Source organism: Neobacillus oceani, from assembly GCF_046237595.1.
Taxonomy (GTDB): Bacteria; Bacillota; Bacilli; order Bacillales; family Cytobacillaceae; genus Bacillus_D; species Bacillus_D oceani.
In genome coordinates, this window is sequence record NZ_CP143543.1 from 279,667 (window position 1) to 304,285 (window position 24,619).

At 46.5% G+C, this 24,619-nt stretch carries 20 protein-coding genes, 3 rRNA genes and 2 riboswitches; of the genes, 21 read left to right on the forward strand and 2 right to left on the reverse strand.

Annotation, left to right across the window (positions count from 1 at the left end; all coding sequences use genetic code 11):
* Nucleotides 1-165 precede the first annotated feature (165 nt).
* From V1499_RS01550 to V1499_RS01595, 10 genes are all read left to right on the forward strand, one after another.
* Entirely contained in the window at nucleotides 166-864 is a 699-nt protein-coding gene (locus V1499_RS01550; RefSeq protein WP_409273223.1) for a hypothetical protein, read from the forward strand.
* Nucleotides 845-1,294, forward strand: a complete 450-nt coding sequence (locus tag V1499_RS01555; protein WP_409273224.1) for a TadE family protein — start codon at nucleotides 845-847, stop codon at nucleotides 1,292-1,294. The genes V1499_RS01550 and V1499_RS01555 overlap by 20 nt, the downstream gene beginning before the upstream one ends.
* The gene (locus tag V1499_RS01560; RefSeq protein WP_409273226.1) at nucleotides 1,291-1,980 is read left to right on the forward strand and encodes a pilus assembly protein TadG-related protein; all 690 of its coding nucleotides are present in this window, start codon (nucleotides 1,291-1,293) and stop codon (nucleotides 1,978-1,980) included. The genes V1499_RS01555 and V1499_RS01560 overlap by 4 nt, the downstream gene beginning before the upstream one ends.
* Nucleotides 1,981-1,998: 18 nt before the next feature.
* A complete protein-coding gene (locus V1499_RS01565) occupies nucleotides 1,999-2,202 on the forward strand; it encodes a hypothetical protein (protein WP_409273228.1) in 204 nt (67 codons plus the stop codon).
* Nucleotides 2,203-2,296: 94 nt separating this feature from the next.
* Nucleotides 2,297-3,121 (forward strand): hypothetical protein, encoded by an 825-nt coding sequence (locus tag V1499_RS01570; protein ID WP_409273230.1) that lies wholly within the window; start codon nucleotides 2,297-2,299, stop codon nucleotides 3,119-3,121.
* 202 nt (nucleotides 3,122-3,323) lie between these two features.
* Complete coding sequence (locus V1499_RS01575; protein ID WP_409273231.1) at nucleotides 3,324-3,497, forward strand: hypothetical protein; 174 nt, start codon at nucleotides 3,324-3,326, stop codon at nucleotides 3,495-3,497.
* Between the two features lie 44 nt (nucleotides 3,498-3,541).
* Entirely contained in the window at nucleotides 3,542-3,919 is a 378-nt protein-coding gene (locus V1499_RS01580) for a hypothetical protein (RefSeq protein ID WP_409273233.1), read from the forward strand.
* Nucleotides 3,910-4,374: a hypothetical protein gene (locus V1499_RS01585; protein WP_409273235.1), complete on the forward strand. Its 465-nt coding sequence runs from the start codon at nucleotides 3,910-3,912 to the stop codon at nucleotides 4,372-4,374. Before V1499_RS01580 ends, V1499_RS01585 begins: the two co-directional genes overlap by 10 nt.
* A 69-nt stretch (nucleotides 4,375-4,443) precedes the next feature.
* Nucleotides 4,444-5,028, forward strand: coding sequence for a hypothetical protein (locus V1499_RS01590; RefSeq protein WP_409273236.1), 585 nt, complete (start codon nucleotides 4,444-4,446; stop codon nucleotides 5,026-5,028).
* Nucleotides 5,029-5,069: 41 nt separating this feature from the next.
* Complete coding sequence (locus tag V1499_RS01595; protein ID WP_409273237.1) at nucleotides 5,070-6,443, forward strand: vWA domain-containing protein; 1,374 nt, start codon at nucleotides 5,070-5,072, stop codon at nucleotides 6,441-6,443.
* A gap of 73 nt (nucleotides 6,444-6,516) precedes the next feature.
* Here the strand turns inward: V1499_RS01595 and V1499_RS01600 are convergent, their stop codons facing one another.
* Together V1499_RS01600 and V1499_RS01605 are read right to left on the reverse strand one after the other, a co-directional pair.
* Nucleotides 6,517-6,828: a hypothetical protein gene (locus V1499_RS01600; protein WP_409273239.1), complete on the reverse strand. Its 312-nt coding sequence runs from the start codon at nucleotides 6,826-6,828 to the stop codon at nucleotides 6,517-6,519.
* Between the two features lie 136 nt (nucleotides 6,829-6,964).
* A complete protein-coding gene (locus V1499_RS01605) occupies nucleotides 6,965-7,435 on the reverse strand; it encodes a GNAT family N-acetyltransferase (RefSeq protein WP_409273240.1) in 471 nt (156 codons plus the stop codon).
* Nucleotides 7,436-7,636: 201 nt separating this feature from the next.
* Between V1499_RS01605 and V1499_RS01610 the strand changes: the two genes are divergently transcribed.
* The 11 genes from V1499_RS01610 (at nucleotide 7,637) to purB (ending at nucleotide 24,376) form a co-directional block, all read left to right on the forward strand.
* Entirely contained in the window at nucleotides 7,637-8,593 is a 957-nt protein-coding gene (locus V1499_RS01610) for an AAA family ATPase (RefSeq protein ID WP_409273242.1), read from the forward strand.
* On the forward strand, nucleotides 8,594-9,814 hold the full coding sequence (locus tag V1499_RS01615; RefSeq protein WP_409273243.1) for a DUF58 domain-containing protein: 1,221 nt from the start codon (nucleotides 8,594-8,596) through the stop codon (nucleotides 9,812-9,814).
* Nucleotides 9,811-12,030 carry a DUF3488 and DUF4129 domain-containing transglutaminase family protein gene (locus V1499_RS01620; protein ID WP_409273245.1) on the forward strand — a complete coding sequence of 740 codons (2,220 nt, stop codon included), beginning with the start codon at nucleotides 9,811-9,813 and terminating at the stop codon, nucleotides 12,028-12,030. The genes V1499_RS01615 and V1499_RS01620 overlap by 4 nt, the downstream gene beginning before the upstream one ends.
* A gap of 41 nt (nucleotides 12,031-12,071) precedes the next feature.
* A riboswitch (purine riboswitch) is annotated at nucleotides 12,072-12,173 on the forward strand.
* A gap of 120 nt (nucleotides 12,174-12,293) precedes the next feature.
* On the forward strand, nucleotides 12,294-13,847 hold the full coding sequence (gene guaA, locus V1499_RS01625; protein ID WP_409273247.1) for a glutamine-hydrolyzing GMP synthase: 1,554 nt from the start codon (nucleotides 12,294-12,296) through the stop codon (nucleotides 13,845-13,847).
* A gap of 98 nt (nucleotides 13,848-13,945) precedes the next feature.
* Nucleotides 13,946-14,047: riboswitch (purine riboswitch) on the forward strand.
* Between the two features lie 131 nt (nucleotides 14,048-14,178).
* Nucleotides 14,179-15,510, forward strand: a complete 1,332-nt coding sequence (locus V1499_RS01630) for an NCS2 family permease (RefSeq protein ID WP_409273248.1) — start codon at nucleotides 14,179-14,181, stop codon at nucleotides 15,508-15,510.
* A 442-nt stretch (nucleotides 15,511-15,952) separates the two neighbouring features.
* Nucleotides 15,953-17,504 (forward strand): 16S ribosomal RNA (locus V1499_RS01635).
* A gap of 229 nt (nucleotides 17,505-17,733) precedes the next feature.
* A 23S ribosomal RNA gene (locus V1499_RS01640) occupies nucleotides 17,734-20,666 on the forward strand.
* Between the two features lie 73 nt (nucleotides 20,667-20,739).
* Nucleotides 20,740-20,855: ribosomal RNA gene (rrf, locus tag V1499_RS01645) — 5S ribosomal RNA — on the forward strand.
* Together the 16S, 23S and 5S rRNA genes form the textbook arrangement of a ribosomal RNA operon.
* Before the next feature lie 1,108 nt (nucleotides 20,856-21,963).
* A complete protein-coding gene (locus V1499_RS01650) occupies nucleotides 21,964-22,644 on the forward strand; it encodes a YetF domain-containing protein (protein ID WP_409273249.1) in 681 nt (226 codons plus the stop codon).
* 91 nt (nucleotides 22,645-22,735) lie between these two features.
* Complete coding sequence (locus V1499_RS01655; protein WP_409273251.1) at nucleotides 22,736-22,921, forward strand: NETI motif-containing protein; 186 nt, start codon at nucleotides 22,736-22,738, stop codon at nucleotides 22,919-22,921.
* 162 nt (nucleotides 22,922-23,083) lie between these two features.
* Nucleotides 23,084-24,376 carry an adenylosuccinate lyase gene (gene purB / locus V1499_RS01660; protein WP_409273252.1) on the forward strand — a complete coding sequence of 431 codons (1,293 nt, stop codon included), beginning with the start codon at nucleotides 23,084-23,086 and terminating at the stop codon, nucleotides 24,374-24,376.
* Nucleotides 24,377-24,619: the final 243 nt, after the last annotated feature.

A 24,619-nucleotide genomic window follows, 5' to 3' on the forward strand; every position in this document is an offset into this window, starting at 1 on the left:
GATTTTGCAGAAAAAAATAAAAGGTTCCTAGAAAGGTTATGCCTACATGTGTCTGCGATCGTTCGAACAAGAAGAAATTTATAAAGAAAACCGGAGGCTTCAGAAGAAGCTGAATGGCAAGAAGTTTAAAGACAAGAAAGCGGCAGTTGAGGAGAAGGATTTAAGATGATTCTTTCATTCAAAGATGCGTTCAGGTTATATACAGGAAGGTTCGAGGGAGTGCTGCTGCTCTCCCTTACCATCGTCTTGCCGCTTTTGCTGGGCATTTGGTTTTTGAATAATATTGTTTACTTTTTTGTGTTTGACGAATTTACGTCAGCGATTGCTGACTTTTATTACATCTTCCTCACTTTGTCAGTCCTGACGATTGCGCAGGTTCCGTTCATCGAGATGGTAAAGATCTATGCCGAGGAAGGCGAGTATAAATATAGGCATATTTATTATGTATTCATTACTACTGCCTTTTCCATTTTCCTATTTGCTATTGCTGTTTCTTTAGCGGCAACGGTAGGGACTTTGTTCTTTATCATTCCGGGCCTCATTCTGCTGGTTTTTTTCTTTATGGCTCCCTATGAAGCCATTTTGAGCGGCAAGTCAATTTGGAAATCAATCAAGCCTTCGTTCGCTTTTGCGAAGAAAAAATTCTTTCCGCTGCTTTTCATTATTTTGTTGATTTCCCTTGTGGAAATTATCATCGGTTGGATCGGAATGTATCTGATTTATTCCGTCACAGCCTCACTGCTCGCCCAAATCACTGTGCAAATGCTTTTGAATCTCATCCTTTTCCCATTCCTCAGCATTTGGGTCGCTTACTACTATCTGTCCTGGAAGGAGGGGCATCAACTTGCTCCTGAAGCTCACTAGCGTCATTAGAGAATCGATAAATCCAAGCCGGGCAGCCAGCATCCTGAAAGAAGATAGGGGATCCGCGACCGTTGAGTTCCTCGGGATCTTGCCGATTGTCATTGTCGTCCTATCCGTTATGTGGCAGATGATTGTTGGCGTTCATGGGGTGGTTGTTGCCCAATCGGCTGTCAATGAAGCGGCAAAAGTCTATTCCGTTACAGAAGATGCTGTGGAAGCGAGCAAAGCGGCTGAGAATATCGTCTCGACTGCAAGCGGGTATTTGAGCCTTTCGGGATCGCCAATTGAAGGAACGGGAGATTATGATCCGAAATTTACAGCCAAGGTGAATGTCGATATTAGGCTCGTGTTCCTTCCGAAGAAGTTGTTTGGCGGCACGACTCCTTCTGTTACCTACACAACTGAAGCCACAGGCCGGGTGATCAAATGAACAGGGTAAAAGAACTGCTCAGGCAGGAGGACGGCAATACAGCCCTTTTCCTGATGGGGATGATTGGAATCATGATGATCATGTTCGTCTTTGTCTTCAACCTTGCCCAGGTGTTCGCCGTAAAGGAACAGGCCAACACGACTGCACAGCAGGCAAGCCTTGCCGCAACCTCTGTTCTCTACAACAGGGTTTGGGAAAAAATCAAGGACCATTCGGATGTGCCTGCCCCTGTACCTTTGCCTGTGCCAGTTATTTTAGAAACCATCGAAGAAAAAGTGGATAATAGAATACTGGATTTAAACAGTAACCCACGCTTTTCCAAATTCAGCAACAATGAAATCCGTCTTGAAGCGATTGACCAGGTTGTAACAGAGGAACTGGAAAAGCCACAAGGGAGAATTTTCTTGAAACCGAAAATAGAAGCAGAACTGCCATATGCCTTAAGCGAAATGCAAGATGCTGTTAGGGAAACAATACTGGCCAATGGCGGCAATACCTCCGAGGCTAAGATGTTCATCAAGGATAACCAGATTCATGTTAAAGCGTCCAATACGGTGGAAGGGACAGCATATGGGAAGTTTTTCGGTGATTTAAAGGAAAAGCTTTTCCAGGAATCAGCCGGCCCAGAAGTGAAATTTCTTGAAAAGTTTCCTGGATACGAAGGATATGAAGCCTCAATTCATTAAAAGGAGTGAAGAGGCGAGATGAAATCGGAAAAAAGCTGGAAAAGGTTTTATTTGTTCCTGATGATTTTTTTCTGTGCCATTTATGTACCAGTCTCGCTTTTGGAATGGCTGGGAGGGGACGGCGGTATCCCCATTACGGCTGTAGTGGTCGGGGTAGCCCTGCCATTCATTCGGAAAAACAACTTGACCCAAATTAAGGAAAAGAGAAATAAGGAAGCTTGATTCTCGATGGTTTCAAGCTTTTTCCTGCATAGTTGGACAGCCAGACATTTAAGCCCAATAAAATAAAATACAGAAAAGGATTGGAGGTTATGTTGTGCACAAGCGCCTGAGAAGGATTGCTGCTGTATTGTCCATTTGCTTAATTTGGGCTATTGGAATGATGCCGGTGGCTACTTTTGCTGAAGTGAAGCCTTGGAAAGGGAACCCGTGGGAAGGTACCCCTTGGGAAGGAAACCCGTGGGAAGGCGAAACATGGGAAGGGGAAACATGGGAAGGCGAAACATGGGAAGGTAATTCAGGCAAAAATCCTGAAGGAAACGGACCAGGTGGCCAGAATGCAAACAATCCTGGAGGAAACGGACCAGGTGGCCAGGATCCAAACAATCCTGGAGGAACCGGACCGGGTAGCCAGGACCCAAGCAATCCTAACGGCACTCCGGGTGGAAACACAGGCCCGTGGACGCCGGGGCAAAATGGCGATGGTCCTGAAGGGATTCCCGGCCAGGAACCAGGGGCTCCAGGAATACCTGAATTTGGCCCCAACAGCCCCTATCAACAGAGCAAACTACAGGGCTGGCAATTTTATGCCGGTAAAATTGCAGGAATCGGTTTCACATCGGCAACCAGTTTATTAGCTTATCAAAATGGCCATCGTTTGCTTAGAGTCATAGACGGCGCGACAGGTCAAACGACAAACTACCTAGTAACTGGAACGAACAAATTGACGGTTCCGGCCAATGCTCCCTGGTATAAAAAAGCGTCCGTGCCTGTTCAAAATTTCCTGTTGCAAATAGGCCGAAACGGCAAAAAGGTGAAGGATGCCTCTGTCAAAAAGACATTTAATCTGCTGCCAGGGAAGAAAGAATTAAGGGTGCTTCCGCCAAACAACCATTATGTAAACCCGGGGTCTGCCTTTTAAGCACAGGCTTGCTAAAGGGGGCGGATGGGCAATCAATAGTGGTTTTGCCATCTATGGTGCCTATAAGCAGCATGGCTTTGGGAATACCGATTTTGCAGCGACAGCCATTACGGAAACCGCTTTTAGCGTCGGTGCTGCCGCAGCGGGTTCCGCCATAGGAACCATGATAGCTGGTGCAGCGATTGGTTCTTCGGTGCCCGTTGTGGGAACGATTATTGGTGCTTTAGCAGGAATAGCCATAGGATTTGCGCTTGAAACCAATGTGGGCAGAAAAGTGAAAGATTTTGTCCGTACAAATGTGAAAAAAGGATTAGACAAAGGGGTTTCCTTGGCGAAAAAAGGCTGGTCGATGGTGAAGGGCTGGTTTGGTGGTTAATTGCAGCCCTGCTCCAACACCCTACGCAGTTCAGGAGGTTTTTTATGGTTTTATCTAGGTTGTTTCTCGCGATTTGTACAGGAATATTCCTTTCAGCTGGTTTTGGTTATGTTGCGTTTTATCTTCCGATTTTAAATAATCTTTTCGGGGTAATGGTTTGCCTGGCGGTTACGTATATAGCCGCCGGGCTGCTCAGTGCCTGGGCTGGGGAAGCAACCCCTTATGTGGCAGCCACGATTACGGGAGCTGGTGTTTGTTTATTCAATTATTTTTTCATGGTCCTTCTCGTGGCGGGAGACATGATTTTCACTCCCGACATTTTTGGACTCTCTCTCGTATTGGCCATTATGTTCTGCAACCTGGGTGCCTTGATTTTTAATAGTAAGAAAAAGAAACGAGAGGGGGCTAGTGCATGGCATTAAACTCTTATCCATCGGTGGAAAACGAGGAACTTTATCCAGGGAGTTTTTTAAGGCCGCGTATCCGCACGACTCCCGCCTGGCTGACTGTTCTCTTAAGCATCTTGACCTTTGGTATCTATTTCCCTTATTGGCTGCTGAACAGGCGGGTTGAGGTAAACAGGTTCGCGGGGAAAAAAATCATACATAAATGGGTTCCGTGGCTCGTATTGATTTTGTATTCTGTTTCCGCGCTGGTTTTTACGATTGGACCGTTCTTCCTAAATGAAATTGCCATCATGCTTTATGAGTATATCGATCACTTAATTACTGTCTTTGGGGTTTCGTGCATAATCTGGTATTCTTTTAGAATAAGAGAAGTGCTGATGGAAAAGATGGAGGATGAATCAATTAATGGCATCTTGACCTTTTTTCTCACCATTTGGTACTTGCAATATAAAATAAATAAGATGGAATAATGAATAAAATATTTTCAAAAAACCAGTAACTTGAAAAAGCTGAAAGTGACCATTTCTGGAGGTGACGAAATGAACTTAGGACCGTATTGGGAGGACCCGCTTGCGAACAATGTCATCCCATCTGTAATTCTCCCTCTCATAAGTATTTTTTCCTTTATGTTCTATCCGGAGAAAAGTGATACTGCTGTAATAGTAGGCATCATCGCCAGCTCGGTGTTGGTTGCCGCCTCTGTAATCACCAAAGTGAAGAACCTCCAATATTATTTGAACTGGCGGTTTGGAGTCATGTTGCTATTCATTGATTCCACTATGATTTTCTTGGCGCTGACCATCTCCAGGGCATACGGCAAATTCCTTCCAAGTATACTATTGCTATTACTGATGCTGATAGCGATTGTATTAAGCCATAAATTTGCCGAAAGATTTTTGGATGAACTTCATTCTCCAAAGACTAAATTAGGCAAAATGATCATCTTGATCGGATTCATCGGAAGCGGTGGAGGAGCAATGATTGGCTATATTTCCACCCAGACAATTGGCGCACATATCGCAGCCCCTATCATATTCATCGTTGCGCTCATTGTCGTGGGCTTCATTCACGCCCGCTTCCAGCTTGTTGCCATCGAAAAAAAATACGAAGCCTTCGACAGGTAGATTCGGCCCTCGAAGGTTTATTCGTTTGTTGGGGAGATTTAATGAATAAACACTACTTTAAGTTAGCTGCTTTTATGCTTTGTTTCATAGTATTAACTGGCTGCCAGCAGGAAAAGAAAGAAGCCAAAAAACCGGCCAAGGAAGAACAGACGGTAAAAGCGGAGGAAAAAGAAACCCCCAAACAGCCAGATGTAAAGGATAGTGAGTTTGGTTCAGATGTTCCCGAACTACCTGCCAATCTTGAAGAAGCCCTCAAGTATCCTGCCGGGAAATTTTCAGCCAAAAAAGCCCAGGACTTGGATCAGGAGATTAAAGCTGAATTAAGTACAGTTCCGAATATCCCTGAAAATGCGGATATGGAACAATACGATACTCTCATCAAGTATCTGTATTCTCTTTATAAGCGGGATTATGAGGACCCGAGGGAAGTGTTAAAGGCCCTGCAGGTTGGTACGATGCCGGCTTCCCAGGATGCCCCGGGAGAAAAAAGGGCATATAATGTTGAAATAATTCTCGATTCCAGCGGAAGCATGGCAAATAAAATGGGATCAAAAACCCGGATGGAGCTGGCCAAGGAAGCAATTCGTAAGTTCGCCGCATCCCTGCCGAAGGAAGCCAATATCAGCCTCCGTGTGTATGGGCATAAAGGAACAGGGGCCGAGAAAGATAAACAGCTTTCCTGTGGTTCCAATGAGCTGGTTTACAGCCCGCAATCCTTCAATGCAACCGAACTTGACACTGCGCTTGGAAAATTCAAGCCAGCCGGGTGGACGCCTCTTGCCGAGGCAATCAAAGCTGCCCAAAATGACCTTGCAGCCTACAAAGGCAAGGAGAATAAAAACATCATTTACGTTGTGAGTGACGGAATTGAAACATGTGAAGGCAACCCAGTATCAGCCGCTGAAAACCTGAAGGCTTCCGGAATTGACCCGGTTGTGAATATTATCGGGTTTGACGTGAATGCCAAAGACGCCCAGCAGCTGCAGAGCATTGCAAAAGCAGCTGGCGGCGTATATAAGAATGTTCAAAACCAGGACCAGCTTCAGAATGAGTTCCAAAAATCAATTCAAGAGTCATTGGATTGGATTAATTGGAAGAGTAAAGAATCGCTAAATGCGCTGACCAAATCGAATAATCAAATGCTCGATATTTATGGACTTACGAATGAATGGAGAGCAAAAATCCGCCAAGAACAGTATTTAGTCCAGTTTTCTCTCGTGGAACTGGATATGCAGGCAAAAATTACAAATAAACAAAACTATGAAATCTTTGAGCGGGCAAAGGTATTTTTTAACAAGGAGATTGAGCTTGTAGATGAATTGGAGAAAACACTCATTCAGTCCACCAAACAGGATTTGGATACGACTTTAAAGCAAATCGACAGTATTTATGAAGAAAATGTCTCACAGAAATAAAGGGATGGGGACCCAGAACATAAAAAATAAACGAACCAGGCTGCCAGGGGATTGCCGGGCAGCCTGGTTTATTTTAATAATGCTGATGGTAGGTTCTCGTATTTGCCCTGTAGGCATCAATCAGGATGACAACGGCTGAAATCATGTGCATGATCATGCCGACGATAGGAATCCATCCTATCAACGAAGTGACAAGGCCAAGGATATTCCCGGCTTTAGTCTCATGCTCCTGTACCGCAAAGACAATCGTGACAATATGCAGGATGGCCATAATAAATAAAGGCGTCCAGGCTGTCGAAAGAATGATAAGGCCGCCGAGGACAGGAATTCCCAGTAACGCCTCGAGGCCACCTGTAACCCACTTCAAAATCGTGGAAGTTTTCAAGAGTTTCCCCCCTTTTTTATCTTATTCATTCCCGCATGCGTCCATATTTTCTGTTACCTTTATCTTACAGATTTGCGGAAAACTCCACAAGGGACACCGGGCTTAAAGAAAAAAATTTAGTCCCGCCGAGAGCATCCTAATTTTTTGTCATGACGATAAATTCAACCGGGCCCCTATAAAAACGCATCAATTCCTCGAACCCCGCCTTTCGGTAAAGGCCGACAGCCCTTTCATTAAAAGACGCTACGGTTAGGCGTAAGGGAATACCCGGCACCGAACAGTACACATAGTCAAGGATGCGTGAAAAGAAGGTAAAGCCTAATCCTTTCCCGGTTAACTCTGGTTTCATTCCAAGGCCAATATCGATGAAGCCTTCTAAATAAGCTCCGAATTTTTTTCCAGCCGGCACCTGTGCCGACTCTCCTATACAGAAAAATCCAATCAGTTCGCCATACGGGTCCAATACAGCGTAATAGGGTTGTTCCATTAGCTCCTTTATTCCTTCAGGAGATGCGGAGCTGTTGTAAAAATCATACGGAGGTTCATAATTCCAGCATACAATTTGAGAGGCATAATGCTCACTCATATTATCGACTATCAGATCCATTCTATTTATCTCCTACAAATTCTTTAACTTTTTTTAAATTATTTGAAACTTTTTACCATTCGTTTTCGTCAAATAATGACGGGGTTTCTAACATATTTAGTTAGAATACAGGTATTTGACAGAATATATAGAATTGTTATTATATGTTAAACTTACTATAGAGTCTGAGAAACTTCAATCTAAGAAAGCGGGAGGAAGAAAATGTCGCGTGATATTATGAATCTTAATATTGAAAGAATATTGGCAAATATTGAGAAAGTCATGACTGGGAAAAGGAAGGTCGCCGAATTGAGCCTTGTTGCTTTGCTTGCAGAGGGCCATGTCCTGCTTGAGGATGTGCCCGGGGTAGGGAAAACGATGATGGTCCGGGCATTAGCAAAATCGGTTGGAGCCACATTCAGGAGGATTCAATTCACTCCTGACTTGCTGCCATCGGACGTGACGGGCGTATCAATCTATAATCCGAAAGAAATGGAATTCCAATTCCGGCCGGGGCCGATTATGGGCAATATTATCCTCGCGGATGAAATTAACCGGACATCGCCGAAAACCCAGTCCGCCCTACTAGAAGGAATGGAGGAAAGCAGCGTCACCATCGACGGTGTTACCCATCGGCTTGAGAAACCATTTTTCGTTATGGCGACCCAGAATCCGATTGAATATGAAGGAACCTATCCGCTCCCGGAAGCACAGCTAGACCGCTTCCTGCTTAAAATGAAAATGGGGTATCCGGAAGTTCATGAAGAAATGGAAGTCCTGAACCGTGCGCAAAAAACTCCTCCAATCGAAGAACTGGAGCCAGTTGTCAGCCTTGAAGAACTAAGGGCGCTCCAATATGAAATTAAGAATGTGTTTGTTGAGGATACAATCAAGCGTTATATCGTGGATATTTCCAATCGGACAAGAATCCACGAAAACGTCTATCTTGGGGCAAGCCCGCGCGGCTCCATCGGCCTCATGAAGGCGGCACAGGCATACGCCTTTATATGCGGACGTGACTTTGTCCTTCCGGATGATATCCAATACCTGGCTCCATATGTCCTTTCCCACAGGATCATCCTTAAATCGGAAGCGAAATTCGAAGGCATAACTGCTGAGGAAATCATCAGCCGGATTGTCGCCAGGGTGCCGGTGCCGGTTCAAAGGCTTGTGAAGTAAATGAAAGAAAAATTTCGCGCAATTAAACATATGTGGAAGCTGGTTATCCTAATCCTTCTAATCGCCATTGCGTTCAGCTACGCAATGTTTCAGGGGGGATTTGTCAGCTGGTTTCTATTCTACAGTTTTCTTCCTTTCGCCGCCTATTCGCTTGCTGTAGCTTTTTATCCGGTCCAGGATGGCATTAAAGCGGAAAGGCGATTGCCAAAGCATGAATTTGTTGCGGGCGAGCCGTTGAAAGTACGTACCATTTTAAAAAGGGAAAGGGCATTCCCGCTCTTCTACCTGCTTGCAGAGGAACAGATTGGCGGTTCGTTGAGGCATGCCGTCCCAAAAGAGAAAACCAAAGCTTTGCTTTTTGCGGGATTTTCAAAGGAAATCGTATTTGACTATACAATTGATGAATTGCCCCGCGGCGAGCATACGTTCCAGGCAATAAAGCTCAAAACCGGGGACTTGCTTGGCCTGATTGAAAAGGAACAAAACTCTGATTCGGAAGACAAAATACTTGTGTATCCGGCTTACACGGAGTTAGTATACCGCCCTTTTGAAAATCATTATGACCAGGGAGCCGCCGCCTCTAGAGAAAGGGTCCAGCGGGATACGACGATGGCAATCGGAGTCAGGGATTATCAGCCGGGCGACCGCTTTTCATGGATTAATTGGAAAGCTTCGGCAAAACGGAATGAAATCATGACAAAGGAATTTGAGCAAAAGCAGTCACACGACGTGCTTATTGTGATGGATTGTGTCCCGGACCGCCGTTTTGAAGGAATCGTTTCCTTTACAGCTTCGATTTCCAGGGCCATTTTGAAAAAAGGGGCGCAGGCGGGGTTGCTTTCGGTCAGCAAAGAAAGGATAGCGTTCCCGGTCAGGGGAGGGGAAACCCAGCTTCAGCAAATCTTTTACCATCTGGCAAAAGTGCAGCCGGCCTGTCCAGTGGCGCTTGATACCGTTCTCGAGGCGGAAACATTTTTTTCGGGCCAGAATATGACGATGATGGTTGTAACCTCAAACCTTACAAGGACATTGATTGAGAAAGCGGGCATGCTTGGCCATAAGAAGGGGATGGTCACGGTGTTTTTGATTAAAGATGAAAAGGAATCCCCGACAAATGAGGAACTGGCTTTGAAAGCGATGGGGACCACCCGCGGTGTACGGGTCATACTTGTGCATGAGAACCAATTTGATTCGGCATTCTCGGAGGTGAGCCTGCGATGAATGAAAAGAGGGCTAAACTTGACTTGAGCGCTTTGCTTCTCTACGGATTTGGTTTCCTGCTCATTTGGGAATGGCTCAGGCCGCTTGATGAACTGACAGATACGGATAATATTGAAGTCTTCATTATCTTCCTGGTCATCGCGTTTGCATCATCCATTTTCCAACTTGGGAGAATACTGCAATTTTTTATTAAAGGCTTTTATATCTTATATGCCATTTACAGGTTTTATTTTGATGGCGGTTTTTTCAGTGCCGGTTGGCTGGGGGATTTGTCCGCTGATATAAAGGTGAATGTTGGCCTTCTTTTTAGCCAGGATTACCAGCAGCTGACCAATGTCTTCCGGACCATTTTATTCTTCATCCTTCTGTGGCTCATGGTTTACCTAATTCAATATTGGCTGTTGAATAAGCGCCGGATTTTTGTGTTTTTCCTAATGACAATTATCTATATCACGGTCCTGGATACGTTCACAACATATAAAGGGGATGGGGCGATTGTCAGGACAGTGATTGCCGGATTCGCCGTTATGGGGATGCTGACATTTTTCCGTCTTATAGGCAGTGAACCGTCCAGACAAGGAAATAGGCATACCCGGAAATGGGCGGTTGCGCTGGCGGGGATGATCGCTTTCAGCACAGCAGTGGGCTTTGCCGCTCCAAAAGCCGCCCCGGTATGGCCTGATCCTGTGCCATTTTTAAAATCGTTGAATGAAAATGCCGGAAGCGGGACAGGCGGCGTTTCGAGAATCGGGTACGGGGAGAATGATTCCCGGCTCGGAGGCCCTTTTTTACCGGATAACACGATTGTCTTCCGGGCGGATTCTGAAAGACGCCATTATTGGCGTGTGGAGACGAAGGATGTCTATACCGGGAAAGGGTGGATTCTGTCCGAAATAGTAAATGGGGGCATCGGCTTTACTTACGATGACCCGGTTCCCCTTGAGGGATATCCGGAGAGTGTGAAGAAAACGGAATATATTTCGAGAGTTTTTACGTATTTAAAATATCCTCACCTCGTCTATCCTTTGGGAATCAAAAAAATAATGGCGAGTGGGCAGGTGACCTTCCGCCTCAATACCGCTACAGAAAAAATCCAGGCGATGGAACCGTGGAACGAGCCGGCCATCCTTGAAAAATATAGTTTTATTTACGATGAGCCCGCATTTAAATTGGATGAATTGAGATGGGCGGATGGTTCGGATTATGGCGGAGCCGATGAGGAATTTATTAAGCGTTATACACAGCTGCCGGAATCGCTGCCGTTACGGGTAAAGGAACTTGCTAAAGAGATAGCTGGAGAAAAGACAAACTGGTATGACAAAGCAAGGGCCATCGAGAATTATTTCGACCGCAGCGAATTTACGTATGACCAGAAAAATGTTGCGGTACCGCGTAATAATGAAGACTATGTCGACCAGTTCCTGTTCGATACAAAAACGGGATACTGCGATAATTTTTCGACTTCAATGGTCGTCATGCTCAGGAGCCTAGACATTCCGGCCCGGTGGGTAAAGGGGTATACGCACGGGGAGCTGAAGTCATTCGGTGATGGGGACTCAAAGAAAAAGCTTTATGAAGTAACCAACAACAATGCCCATTCCTGGGTCGAAGTGTTCTTCCCGAATTTGGGATGGATTCCGTTTGAGCCAACAAAAGGCTTTTCAAATAATATTCAAATCGATTATGAAACGACAAACAACCCTTCAAGCAATCCAGTTACACCTGGTTCTTCGCAAAATGACCCGAACCAGCCGGATCGCCCAAATAAACTGGAAGAGATTGACCCAATCCCGAACCAGCAAAAAACGGAAACAAATGTTTTGAAGGAAATTAAACTATTTTTCAAAAATGAATGGAAAAAGCTTGCCGCCGCCGTCTCAACCTTGATTGCCTTGATATGGGCCGCATACAGCAAGCGTGGAAGGTGGCTTCCGTATTATTTAATATACAGATACAAGCTCACCCGCAAAGACGAGCAATTCGGAAAAGCATATCTAACTCTTTTGAAGCAGCTGCAGCGGTACGGCCTGCCGAGGAAGGACGGACAGACGCTTAGGAATTACGCGGGCTATGTAGATTCCTTCTTCTCGACAAAGGAAATGGGGAAGCTTACATCAAAGTACGAACATTTCCTTTACAGAAGGGAAATGCCTGAAGGAACGTGGCAGGAAACAAAACAATTGTGGGAAAATTTAATTAAAAAAACAATCTCTTGACCAGTAAATTGCGTACAGGTAAAATCTAAAGATAATAAAATAACGAATCTGTACAAACCCTTCATATATCCTCGATAATATGGATCGAAAGTTTCTACCGGGCCGCCGTAAATGGCCTGACTATGAAGGCAGCAATTTCGGGAGTTGTTTTGCTTAAAAATCGGAATTCTGCCTTCTTTTTTGTGGAAAAGGGGCAAGTCCGATTTTTTTTATTGCGAAAAAGCTTTATGTGTATACTAATAGATGAGAAAGAGGTGGAGAACTTGTCTGGTAAAACAGAACTTCATGAACAGGAATTGATTGTGGTTCTCGATTTCGGGAGCCAGTACAACCAATTGATTACGAGAAGGATCCGGGAATTTGGCGTGTACAGTGAACTGCATCCGCATACCATTACAGCGGAAGAAATCAAGGCGATGAATCCGAAGGGGATTATTTTCTCCGGAGGCCCGAACAGTGTGTACGATGAAAATTCGTTCCGTTGTGATGAGAGAATATTTGAACTCGGCCTTCCTGTACTCGGAATTTGCTATGGCATGCAGCTGATGGCCGTCCATTTCGGCGGAAAAGTCGAAAAGGCCAAAAACCGAGAGTATGGCAAGGCGGCAATCGCTGTCTTAAATGAAACAGCTTTATTCAAAGGCTTGCCTGAAAGCCAGGTCGTCTGGATGAGCCATGGCGACCTCGTTACCGCAGTTCCGTCTGGTTTCACGGCGGATGCAGACAGTCCTTCATGCCCAATTTCCTCCATGAGCGATGAAAGCAGAAAATTATATGGCGTCCAATTCCATCCGGAAGTACGCCATTCCGTCCATGGGAATGAATTGCTGAAGAACTTTGTCCTCGGAGTCTGCGGCTGCAGCGGCAACTGGTCGATGGAGAACTTTATTGAAATCGAAATGGGAAAAATCCGCCAGACAGTCGGCGACAAAAAAGTCCTTTGCGCACTAAGCGGCGGTGTTGATTCCTCGGTAGTCGCAGTTCTTATCCATAAAGCGATTGGAGACCAGCTTACCTGTATTTTTGTTGACCATGGTCTGCTGAGAAAAGGCGAGGCCGAGCAGGTTGTCAAAACTTTTGCCGACGGTTTCCATATGAATGTGATTAAAGTGGACGCGCGTGATCGCTTTATGGAGAAGCTCCGTGGCGTTTCAGATCCCGAGCAAAAGCGAAAAATTATCGGTAATGAATTCATCTATGTGTTCGATGATGAATCGCATAAACTTGAGGGCATTGAGTTCCTCGCACAAGGAACCCTTTATACGGATATCATCGAAAGTGGAACAGCAACTGCCCAAACAATCAAATCGCACCATAATGTCGGCGGCCTCCCGGAGGATATGCAGTTTAAGCTTATCGAGCCGCTAAGTACCCTCTTTAAGGATGAAGTACGCGCATTGGGCACAGAGCTTGGCATACCGGATGAAATTGTCTGGAGGCAGCCGTTCCCTGGCCCGGGACTCGGCATCCGTGTCCTTGGCGAAATTACAGAGGACAAGCTGGAAATTGTACGTGAATCCGATGCGATTTTACGTGAGGAAATTCGAAATGCGGGACTCGAGCGTGAAATCTGGCAATACTTCACTGTTCTTCCGAATATCCGCAGCGTCGGGGTTATGGGAGATACAAGGACATACGACTACACAATCGGCATTCGGGCCGTTACCTCCATTGACGGGATGACTTCGGATTGGGCCCGTATTCCATGGGATGTACTTGAAACCATTTCAACAAGGATTGTAAATGAAGTTCCGCATGTGAACCGCGTCGTGTATGACATTACTTCCAAGCCGCCTGCTACAATCGAGTGGGAATAAAAAAGAAATTGTCGAACGAAAAACAAGAAAAAATGTCGAACGTTCGTATTTTATGTTGACGTTGGGATTTGCAGCTGTTAAAATGACAACGTAATGATTATGTATATTTTCTTTTGCTTCGTATAATACTGGGGATATGGCCCAGAAGTTTCTACCGAGCTGCCGTAAATAGCTTGACTACGAAGTGTGTAAGAATAAAGGGCTTTTTCCGTCCGTTTATTTATGCATGCTTCATGTCAGCGCTCCGGCAACTTGTGCCGGGGCGCTTTTGTATTTCTGAAACTAGAGAGAGAGCTTGTGAAAAGCCAACCAAATATCTAGGGGGATTTATATGAAGAAGTATTTTATGTTTGAGGAGCTTGGAACGAATTATCGCCGCGAAATTATCGGCGGGCTAACTACCTTCTTGGCAATGGCTTACATTCTTGTAGTCAACCCGCTGATATTAACACTTCAAAATGTGGATGGGCTTCCTGATGAAGTCCGAATGAACCATGGAGCGGTATTTGTTGCAACTGCCCTTGCAGCTGCTGTAGGTTCGATTATCATGGGCTTGATCGGAAAATACCCGATAGCTCTCGCTCCTGGGATGGGCCTTAATGCGTTTTTTGCCTATTCGGTTGTCCTTGGGCACGGAGCTTCGTGGCAGCACGCTTTAGCCGCTGTATTCATTTCAAGTGTTTTCTTCCTATTGTTGACCATTTCGGGGTGGCGTGAAAAACTGATCAATGCCATACCGGTTGAACTCAAATATGCGGTTGGTGCCGGTATCGGATTGTTCATCACCTTCGTTGGTTTAATAAACGCAAAAATCATTGTTAAAAATGATGCAACACTCGTTGGCCTTGGCCACTTGGGGAATCCCGAAACACTTTTGGCGATCTTTGGGCTGTTGATTACCGTTATTATGATGACTAGGGGCATCAAGGGGGCGGTCTTTTATGGAATGATCGTTACCGTAATTGTAGGTATTGCCTTTAATCTCATTGATCCTCCTGCGAAAATTGTCGAGAAGGTTCCGAGCCTTGAGCCGACATTCGGGGCTTTGTTCACTTCCTTTAATGATAGTTCGTTTTATACAGCTGCGATGCTCGGTATAATCCTGACTTTCCTTTTCGTTGATTTCTTTGATAACGCGGGTACGCTTGTGGCAGTCGCCAACCAGGCAGGCTTGATGAAAGATAACAAGCTTCCCCGTGCTGGCCGTGCTCTGTTTGCCGATTCGATTGCTTCAATGGTTGGATCCGTTTTTGGCACATCCACGACAACGTCTTACATCGAATCAAGTGCCGGGGTTGCATCTGGTGCCAGATCCGGATTTGCCGCGCTGATTACCGCACTCTGCTTTATCTTGGCGCTCTTCTTTTATCCGCTGCTATCCATCGTAACAGCGCCGGTAACAGCGCCAGCCTTGATCATTGTCGGCGTCCTGATGGTATCTTCCATTGGGAATATTGATTGGAAACGGTTTGAAATCGCTGTTCCTTCGTTCCTGACAATCATTACAATGCCACTATCTTATAGTATTGCAACAGGAATTGCGGCAGGCTTCATCTTCTATCCGATCACCATGCTAGTAGCTGGCCGCAGGAAAGATATCCATCCAATCATGTATGTGTTTTTCGTCATCTTCCTTCTATATTTTATGTTCCTTACAGAATAGGGACTCTGGAAAAGGATTGGCCCGTGCGGCCAATCCTTTTTGAATGCACGGATATACAATAGAAGGAAGCAGAGAAAGAACGGTAGTGGGAAAGTAATAGGAATAAATTGCCAACATAAACTTTGTTGACGAATGCAAAGCATGGTGATATTATTATAAAACACCGAAGCGGCTATCGCTGTTTACTGTTTTGTGAAAAATAAATGGTTGACAGTCGGTTGGTTGCGAGGTATACTAAGAAAGTTGCTTAATCAGCAAACATTAAAAGCTATTAAGGTTTTGAAAAAAGTTGTTGACAAAGCACTTTGAAAAAGTTATACTAGAATAGTTGTCTTAATTAATATTGTTCCTTGAAAACTAAACAAACAAGCGTCAACAAACAATAATATAGTGATCTTCGGATCACTAGCCAACGTAACTTTATGAGCTAAACTCATACTCTTTTTTGGAGAGTTTGATCCTGGCTCAGGACGAACGCTGGCGGCGTGCCTAATACATGCAAGTCGAGCGGAAGTTTCAAAAGCTTGCTTTTGGAACTTTAGCGGCGGACGGGTGAGTAACACGTGGGCAACCTGCCTGTAAGACTGGGATAACTTCGGGAAACCGGAGCTAATACCGGATAATCCTTTCCAACACATGTTGGAAAGCTGAAAGACGGTTTCGGCTGTCACTTACAGATGGGCCCGCGGCGCATTAGCTAGTTGGTGGGGTAATGGCCCACCAAGGCGACGATGCGTAGCCGACCTGAGAGGGTGATCGGCCACACTGGGACTGAGACACGGCCCAGACTCCTACGGGAGGCAGCAGTAGGGAATCTTCCGCAATGGACGAAAGTCTGACGGAGCAACGCCGCGTGAGCGAAGAAGGCCTTCGGGTCGTAAAGCTCTGTTGTCAGGGAAGAACAAGTACCGGAGTAACTGCCGGTACCTTGACGGTACCTGACCAGAAAGCCACGGCTAACTACGTGCCAGCAGCCGCGGTAATACGTAGGTGGCAAGCGTTGTCCGGAATTATTGGGCGTAAAGCGCGCGCAGGCGGCCTCTTAAGTCTGATGTGAAAGCCCACGGCTCAACCGTGGAGGGTCATTGGAAACTGGGGGGCTTGAGTGCAGAAGAGGAGAGCGGAATTCCACGTGTAGCGGTGAAATGCGTAGAGATGTGGAGGAACACCAGTGGCGAAGGCGGCTCTCTGGTCTGTAACTGACGCTGAGGCGCGAAAGCGTGGGGAGCGAACAGGATTAGATACCCTGGTAGTCCACGCCGTAAACGATGAGTGCTAAGTGTTAGAGGGTTTCCGCCCTTTAGTGCTGCAGCAAACGCATTAAGCACTCCGCCTGGGGAGTACGGCCGCAAGGCTGAAACTCAAAGGAATTGACGGGGGCCCGCACAAGCGGTGGAGCATGTGGTTTAATTCGAAGCAACGCGAAGAACCTTACCAGGTCTTGACATCCTCTGACACTCCTGGAGACAGGACGTTCCCCTTCGGGGGACAGAGTGACAGGTGGTGCATGGTTGTCGTCAGCTCGTGTCGTGAGATGTTGGGTTAAGTCCCGCAACGAGCGCAACCCTTGATCTTAGTTGCCAGCATTCAGTTGGGCACTCTAAGGTGACTGCCGGTGACAAACCGGAGGAAGGTGGGGATGACGTCAAATCATCATGCCCCTTATGACCTGGGCTACACACGTGCTACAATGGATGGTACAAAGGGCAGCGAAGCCGCGAGGTGGAGCCAATCCCATAAAACCATTCTCAGTTCGGATTGCAGGCTGCAACTCGCCTGCATGAAGCCGGAATCGCTAGTAATCGCGGATCAGCATGCCGCGGTGAATACGTTCCCGGGCCTTGTACACACCGCCCGTCACACCACGGGAGTTTGTAACACCCGAAGTCGGTGGGGTAACCGTAAGGAGCCAGCCGCCTAAGGTGGGACAGATGACTGGGGTGAAGTCGTAACAAGGTAGCCGTATCGGAAGGTGCGGCTGGATCACCTCCTTTCTAAGGATATTGCCTTTAGGGCAATCGGAATGCGGACCTTGGTCCGTAAGTTGGCCGCTTGTTTGTTTAGTTTTGAGGGAGCAATCCTTCAAAGCTTTTTTTGACTCTGCCCTTTCGGGCAAAGTTTGTTCCTTGAAAACTGGATAATGTTAAGAAGAAGTAACCAAGAAGAACCGAGTGATCGCCATTTTAGTTTTCTCTCTGGTAAACAGAGTGGAATGACCTTTTAGGTTAAGTTAGAAAGGGCGCACGGTGGATGCCTTGGCACTAGGAGCCGATGAAGGACGGGACTAACACCGATATGCTCCGGGGAGCTGTAAGTGAGCTTTGATCCGGAGATTTCCGAATGGGGAAACCCGCCATCCGTAATGGGGTGGCATCTTTACCTGAATCCATAGGGTATTGAAGGCAGACCCGGGGAACTGAAACATCTAAGTACCCGGAGGAAGAGAAAGCAAACGCGATTCCCCAAGTAGCGGCGAGCGAAACGGGACATAGCCCAAACCGGAAGGCTTGCCTTCCGGGGTTGTAGGACACTCTACATGGAGTTACAAAGGAACGGGGTAGGCGAAGAGGCCTGGAAAGGCCTGCCGGAGAAGGTAAAAGCCCTGTAGCTGAAACTTCGTTCCCTCCTGAGTGGATCCTGAGTACGGCCGGACACGTGAAATCCGGTCGGAATCCGGGAGGACCATCTCCCAAGGCTAAATACTCCCTAGTGACCGATAGTGAACCAGTACCGTGAGGGAAAGGTGAAAAGCACCCCGGAAGGGGAGTGAAAGAGATCCTGAAACCGTGTGCCTACAAGTAGTCAGAGCCCGTTCATGGGTGATGGCGTGCCTTTTGTAGAATGAACCGGCGAGTTACGGTCCCATGCAAGGTTAAGCCGAAGAGGCGGAGCCGCAGCGAAAGCGAGTCTGAATAGGGCGAATGAGTATGTGGCCGTAGACCCGAAACCAGGTGATCTACCCATGTCCAGGTTGAAGTCCAGGTAACACTGGATGGAGGACCGAACCCACGTACGTTGAAAAGTGCGGGGATGAGGTGTGGGTAGCGGTGAAATTCCAATCGAACCTGGAGATAGCTGGTTCTCTCCGAAATAGCTTTAGGGCTAGCCTCACGTTGTAAGAGTCTTGGAGGTAGAGCACTGTTTGGACTAGGGGCCCCCATCGGGTTACCGAATTCAGACAAACTCCGAATGCCAAAGACTTATCCGTGGGAGTCAGACTGCGAGTGATAAGATCCGTAGTCAAGAGGGAAACAGCCCAGACCACCAGCTAAGGTCCCAAAGTATACGTTAAGTGGAAAAGGATGTGGAGTTGCTTAGACAACCAGGATGTTGGCTTAGAAGCAGCCACCATTTAAAGAGTGCGTAATAGCTCACTGGTCGAGTGACTCTGCGCCGAAAATGTACCGGGGCTAAACGTATCACCGAAGCTGTGGATTGACATCTTCGATGTCAGTGGTAGGAGAGCGTTCCAAGGGCGTTGAAGCAGGACCGGAAGGACCTGTGGAGCGTTTGGAAGTGAGAATGCCGGTATGAGTAGCGAAAGATGGGTGAGAATCCCATCCACCGAATGCCTAAGGTTTCCTGAGGAAGGCTCGTCCGCTCAGGGTTAGTCGGGACCTAAGCCGAGGCCGAAAGGCGTAGGCGATGGACAACAGGTTGATATTCCTGTACCACCTCTTCATCGTTTGAGCAATGGGGGGACGCAGGAGGATAGGGTAAGCGCACTGTCGGATATGTGCGTCTAAGCAGTTAGGCTGGAAAGCAGGCAAATCCGCTTTCCGTGACGGCTGAGCTGTGACAGCGAGGGAAATTTAGTACCGAAGTTCCTGATTCCACACTGCCAAGAAAAGCCTCTAGCGAGATGAAAGGTGCCCGTACCGCAAACCGACACAGGTAGGCGAGGAGAGAATCCTAAGGTGAGCGAGAGAACTCTCGTTAAGGAACTCGGCAAAATGACCCCGTAACTTCGGGAGAAGGGGTGCTCTTTAGGGTTCATAGCCCTGAAGAGCCGCAGTGAATAGGCCCAGGCGACTGTTTAGCAAAAACACAGGTCTCTGCGAAGCCGCAAGGCGAAGTATAGGGGCTGACGCCTGCCCGGTGCTGGAAGGTTAAGAGGAGGGGTTAGCGCAAGCGAAGCTCTGAATCGAAGCCCCAGTAAACGGCGGCCGTAACTATAACGGTCCTAAGGTAGCGAAATTCCTTGTCGGGTAAGTTCCGACCCGCACGAAAGGCGTAACGATCTGGGCACTGTCTCAACGAGAGACTCGGTGAAATTATAGTACCTGTGAAGATGCAGGTTACCCGCGACAGGACGGAAAGACCCCGTGGAGCTTTACTGCAGCCTGATATTGAATTTTGGTACAGCTTGTACAGGATAGGTAGGAGCCTGTGAAGCCGGAGCGCCAGCTTCGGTGGAGGCGTCGGTGGGATACTACCCTGGCTGTATTGAAATTCTAACCCGCACCCATGATCTGGGTGGGAGACAGTGTCAGGCGGGCAGTTTGACTGGGGCGGTCGCCTCCCAAAATGTAACGGAGGCGCCCAAAGGTTCCCTCAGAATGGTTGGAAATCATTCGCAGAGTGTAAAGGCACAAGGGAGCTTGACTGCGAGACCTACAAGTCGAGCAGGGACGAAAGTCGGGCTTAGTGATCCGGTGGTTCCGCATGGAAGGGCCATCGCTCAACGGATAAAAGCTACCCCGGGGATAACAGGCTTATCTCCCCCAAGAGTCCACATCGACGGGGAGGTTTGGCACCTCGATGTCGGCTCATCGCATCCTGGGGCTGTAGTCGGTCCCAAGGGTTGGGCTGTTCGCCCATTAAAGCGGTACGCGAGCTGGGTTCAGAACGTCGTGAGACAGTTCGGTCCCTATCCGTCGTGGGCGCAGGAAATTTGAGAGGAGCTGTCCTTAGTACGAGAGGACCGGGATGGACGCACCGCTGGTGTACCAGTTGTCTTGCCAAAGGCATCGCTGGGTAGCTATGTGCGGACGGGATAAGTGCTGAAAGCATCTAAGCATGAAGCCCCCCTCAAGATGAGATTTCCCATTCGAAAGAAGTAAGATCCCTGAAAGATGATCAGGTTGATAGGTCAGAGGTGGAAGCGCGGCGACGTGTGGAGCTGACTGATACTAATCGATCGAGGACTTAACCAATTGATTACCGTGTTCTTCTGAACTTCTTCTGAAAATTATCCAGTTTTGAGGGAATGAACCTCAAACCAAATAGTCTGGCAGTTACGGCGAGAAGGCCACACCCGTTCCCATACCGAACACGGAAGTTAAGCTTCTCAGCGCCGATGGTAGTTGGGGCCTTGCCCCTGTGAGAGTAGGACGCTGCCGGGCAAAACGGAAGGCAACCTTTAAATGGGTTGCCTTTTTTGGTGTATTTAAGGCATGTGAATGAACTGCCAGCCATTGAAAACCTGTCTGCCCATGTTTGAGAGAGCGGCAAAAAGAAAAAACCTGCAAATTCGTCCCATAATCCTTGTTTAAGGGACAGTCAGGAGTCGAAATTCGAGGTGGTTGTCAGATAAAGTGTGCCCAAAGAAGTCTGATCTCTGGACAGCAAAGTGAATATTCAAGGGTTGTTTGTCCAAAGAAGCGTGATCTCTGGACAGCAAAGTGAATTTTCAGGGGATGTGTGTCTAAAGAAGCCTGGTCTCTGGACAGCAAAGTGAATTTTCAAGGGTTGTTTGTCCAAAGAAGCGTGATCTCTGGACAGTAAAGTGAATTTTCATGGGATGTGTGTCCAAAGAAGCGTGATCTCTGGACAGCAAAGTGAATTTTCATGGGATGTATGTCCAAAGAAGCGTGGTGTCTGGACAGCAAAGTGAATATCCAAATGTTCCCGATATAAGTGACAAGCCAGCACCGAAATCCGCTTGGGTTGTCAGATAAACCCCATATAAGTGACAAGCCAGCGGCGAAATCCGGATCGGTTGTCAGATAAACCCCACATAAGTGACAAGCAGACGCCGAAATTCTGTCCGGATGTTAGATAAACCCCATATATGTGACAAGCAAACAACGAAATCCGGTTCGGTTGTCAGATAAACGCCATATAAATGACAAGCAGACACCGAAATCCCGTTCGGTTGTCAGATAAACCCCATATAAGTGACAAGCAGTGGCCGAAATCCCGTCCGGTTGTCAGATAAACCCTATATAAGTGACAAGCCAGCGGCGAAATCCTGTCCGGTTGCCAGATAAACCCTATATAAGTGACAAGCCAGCGGCAAATCCTGTCCGGTTGTCAGATCTAAACTCCCTACCCTTATTTTAAGCCCAAGGTATACCTTATAGCGTCAGAAACATAAGACTAGTTGAGTTTCCACTCCACAACTAAATTTCCTTTATTAAAAAACCTCAAGTTCCCTTCCAAAAGGAGGGAACAACATTAATGCGGAAAAAAGGGGGTATATGGATTGAAAGAGAGAAGGGGGTACTGTTTATGTATGGCATGATAGCGTTAAAGCTGATAGTCGGATATTTTGCCCTCGTCGTGGTAACTAGACTACTTGGGAAAAAAGAGATGTCCCAGTTAACTCCATATGATTTTGTTTTCGCCATTTTGTTAGGAGGAATTATTGAGGAATCCATTTATGATGAAAAGGTCAATATTTTTCATGTGCTTTTTGGAGTTGCGTTATGGGGCGGAATTAGTTTTATTGTTGAAAAACTCGGAGAGAAATATGAAAAAATTCGGAAGCCGCTGACGGGAACTGTGTCAGTTTTGGTAAGAGAGGGTAAAATCAACCACAAACAAATGAAAAAGAATCAAATGGAAATGGAACAGCTTCGTGCGCTGCTTCGCACGAAAGGAGTGTTTTCTTTAAAAGATGTTAGGTATGTTTTTATGGAAACAGGAGGCCAGATAAGTGTTATGAAAAAGGCTTCAAGTGATCCGGTAACGCCTGAAATGCTAAAAGTAAATGCTGAAGATGTTGATCCGTCCTTGTTATTGGTTGATGAGGGAAAAATTGAGGAAGAGGAATTAAAGATTGCCGGGAAGGATGAAAGATGGCTTAGGGAAGAGTTGAAAAAAGAAGGAATTACAAATATAGGAGAGGTATACTATGCCGAATGGTCGCCTCAGCAAGGGTTTTATATAGAAAAGTATGATGAAAAATAAAATCATGAAGTGCCGGGGAGAGTCTACCCGGCATTTCTACGTTTTATAAGCATTGGGGTATACTAAGAAAAAGCCAAAGGAGAGATTGTTTGTGGGGAAGAAGCAGCTTTTTGAGGTAAAGGAAAATGAAACGATTGATGATTGCCTTAAACGAATGGAGCAACTCGGTTTCGTTCCAGTTAAAAGAATTGAAAAACCAATTTTCAAGGAAGAAGGAAATGAGGTAATCCCTGCGGGGAGACAAATCCTTTTTGAAGGTAAACAAAAAGAACAATAAAAATAACGAACAATAAGATATTACCATGTCAAAATGTTCGTAATTCGGTTTGACATTTCCTAAGTAAGGCTGATAAGATAGGGATGGATTCGCCTGAATCCTGCTTTTATGCAGCTCGGGCTATTGTGGATAGATAACTAACTAAAAAACGGGGGATTAATTATGATTGACCGCTATACCAGGCCGGAAATGGCGAAAATTTGGGAAGAGCATAACCGTTTCGCCGCATGGCTGGAAGTAGAAATACTTGCTTGTGAAGCATGGGCGGAACTTGGGGATATCCCGCACGAGGATGTCCGGAAAATCCGTGAAAATGCCCGGTTTGATGTAGACAGGATCAAAGAAATCGAAGAAGAAACAAGGCATGATGTTGTTGCGTTTACGAGAGCGGTTTCGGAAACGCTCGGCGAGGAGAAGAAATGGGTACATTACGGCCTGACTTCGACGGATGTCGTCGATACGGCGCTTTCTTATTTGGTAAAGCAGGCAAATGAAATAATCAGGGCCGACCTTGAGCGTTTCATTTCCATTTTAAAAGAAAAGGCTCAAGAGCATAAATATACTGTGATGATGGGGCGGACCCACGGAGTCCATGCAGAGCCAACTACGTTTGGCCTGAAGCTTGCCCTTTGGCATGAGGAGATGAAACGGAATCTTGACCGTTTTAATGAAGCGGCAAAAGGCATTGAATTCGGGAAAATATCCGGGGCTGTCGGTACATATGCGAATATAGATCCGTTTGTTGAAAAGTATGTATGTGAAAAGCTTGGGCTCCAGGCCGCCCCAATCTCCACCCAAACACTGCAAAGAGACAGGCATGCCCACTATATGTCCGTATTGTCGCTAATTGCAACGTCGATTGAAAAATTCGCTGTTGAAGTCCGCGGCCTCCAAAAAAGTGAAACTCGTGAGGTAGAGGAGTTTTTTGCAAAAGGGCAGAAGGGTTCATCGGCGATGCCGCATAAACGGAATCCGATCGGTTCTGAGAATATGACAGGACTTTCAAGGGTTATCCGCGGCCATATGCTGACAGCGTATGAAAATGTCCCTCTTTGGCATGAACGGGATATTTCGCACTCATCGGCTGAACGGATTATTCTTCCGGACGCGACCAGCCTATTGAATTACATGCTTAACCGATTTGGGAACATTATTAAAAACCTGACGGTGTATCCGGAAAACATGAAACGGAATATGGATAGGACACTCGGCTTGATTTATTCGCAGCGGGTATTGCTCGCACTGATTGAGAAAGGCCTATCACGTGAGGAGGCGTACGATACCGTGCAGCCGCGGGCCATGGAGGCTTGGGAGAAGCAAGTCCCATTCCGGAGCCTGCTTGACCAGGATGAGAAGATTACAAAGTATCTAAGCCCGAAGGAACTGGATGATTGTTTTGACTACAGCTATCATCTGCAGCATGTTGATACGATTTTTCAAAGGCTTGGCCTGTAAATAGGATAGGAAGCATTCATCCATCAAGGGTGGATGCTTTTTTAGTTATATGGTAAGGGACACATGACTTTTAGAATAGGCGTAGTATCACTCCTAAAAACTTGTTCACTTTTTCACAAAAATATAAAACCAAAGTGATATCCACTGCTTCAATAATGGAAAGATTATGGTAGTATAAAATGTAAGTGCTTTCATTGGTAAAAAATATAGTTTAATAGATATCCTTTTATAGAAGGGTGGAGA

Bases quoted from the DNA above. Each gene is read 5' to 3' on its own strand.
- V1499_RS01560 (WP_409273226.1), top strand. From the start codon at position 1,291: ATGAACAGGGTAAAAGAACTGCTCAGGCAGGAGGACGGCAATACAGCC.
- V1499_RS01585 (WP_409273235.1), top strand. From the start codon at position 3,910: ATGGCATTAAACTCTTATCCATCGGTGGAAAACGAGGAACTTTATCCA.
- V1499_RS01650 (WP_409273249.1), top strand. From the start codon at position 21,964: ATGTATGGCATGATAGCGTTAAAGCTGATAGTCGGATATTTTGCCCTC.
- V1499_RS01610 (WP_409273242.1), top strand. From the start codon at position 7,637: ATGTCGCGTGATATTATGAATCTTAATATTGAAAGAATATTGGCAAAT.
- V1499_RS01590 (WP_409273236.1), top strand. From the start codon at position 4,444: ATGAACTTAGGACCGTATTGGGAGGACCCGCTTGCGAACAATGTCATC.
- V1499_RS01620 (WP_409273245.1), top strand. From the start codon at position 9,811: ATGAATGAAAAGAGGGCTAAACTTGACTTGAGCGCTTTGCTTCTCTAC.
- V1499_RS01580 (WP_409273233.1), top strand. From the start codon at position 3,542: ATGGTTTTATCTAGGTTGTTTCTCGCGATTTGTACAGGAATATTCCTT.
- V1499_RS01605 (WP_409273240.1), bottom strand. From the start codon at position 7,435: ATGGATCTGATAGTCGATAATATGAGTGAGCATTATGCCTCTCAAATT.
- V1499_RS01550 (WP_409273223.1), top strand. From the start codon at position 166: ATGATTCTTTCATTCAAAGATGCGTTCAGGTTATATACAGGAAGGTTC.
- V1499_RS01630 (WP_409273248.1), top strand. From the start codon at position 14,179: ATGAAGAAGTATTTTATGTTTGAGGAGCTTGGAACGAATTATCGCCGC.
- V1499_RS01615 (WP_409273243.1), top strand. From the start codon at position 8,594: ATGAAAGAAAAATTTCGCGCAATTAAACATATGTGGAAGCTGGTTATC.
- purB (WP_409273252.1), top strand. From the start codon at position 23,084: ATGATTGACCGCTATACCAGGCCGGAAATGGCGAAAATTTGGGAAGAG.
- V1499_RS01595 (WP_409273237.1), top strand. From the start codon at position 5,070: ATGAATAAACACTACTTTAAGTTAGCTGCTTTTATGCTTTGTTTCATA.
- V1499_RS01565 (WP_409273228.1), top strand. From the start codon at position 1,999: ATGAAATCGGAAAAAAGCTGGAAAAGGTTTTATTTGTTCCTGATGATT.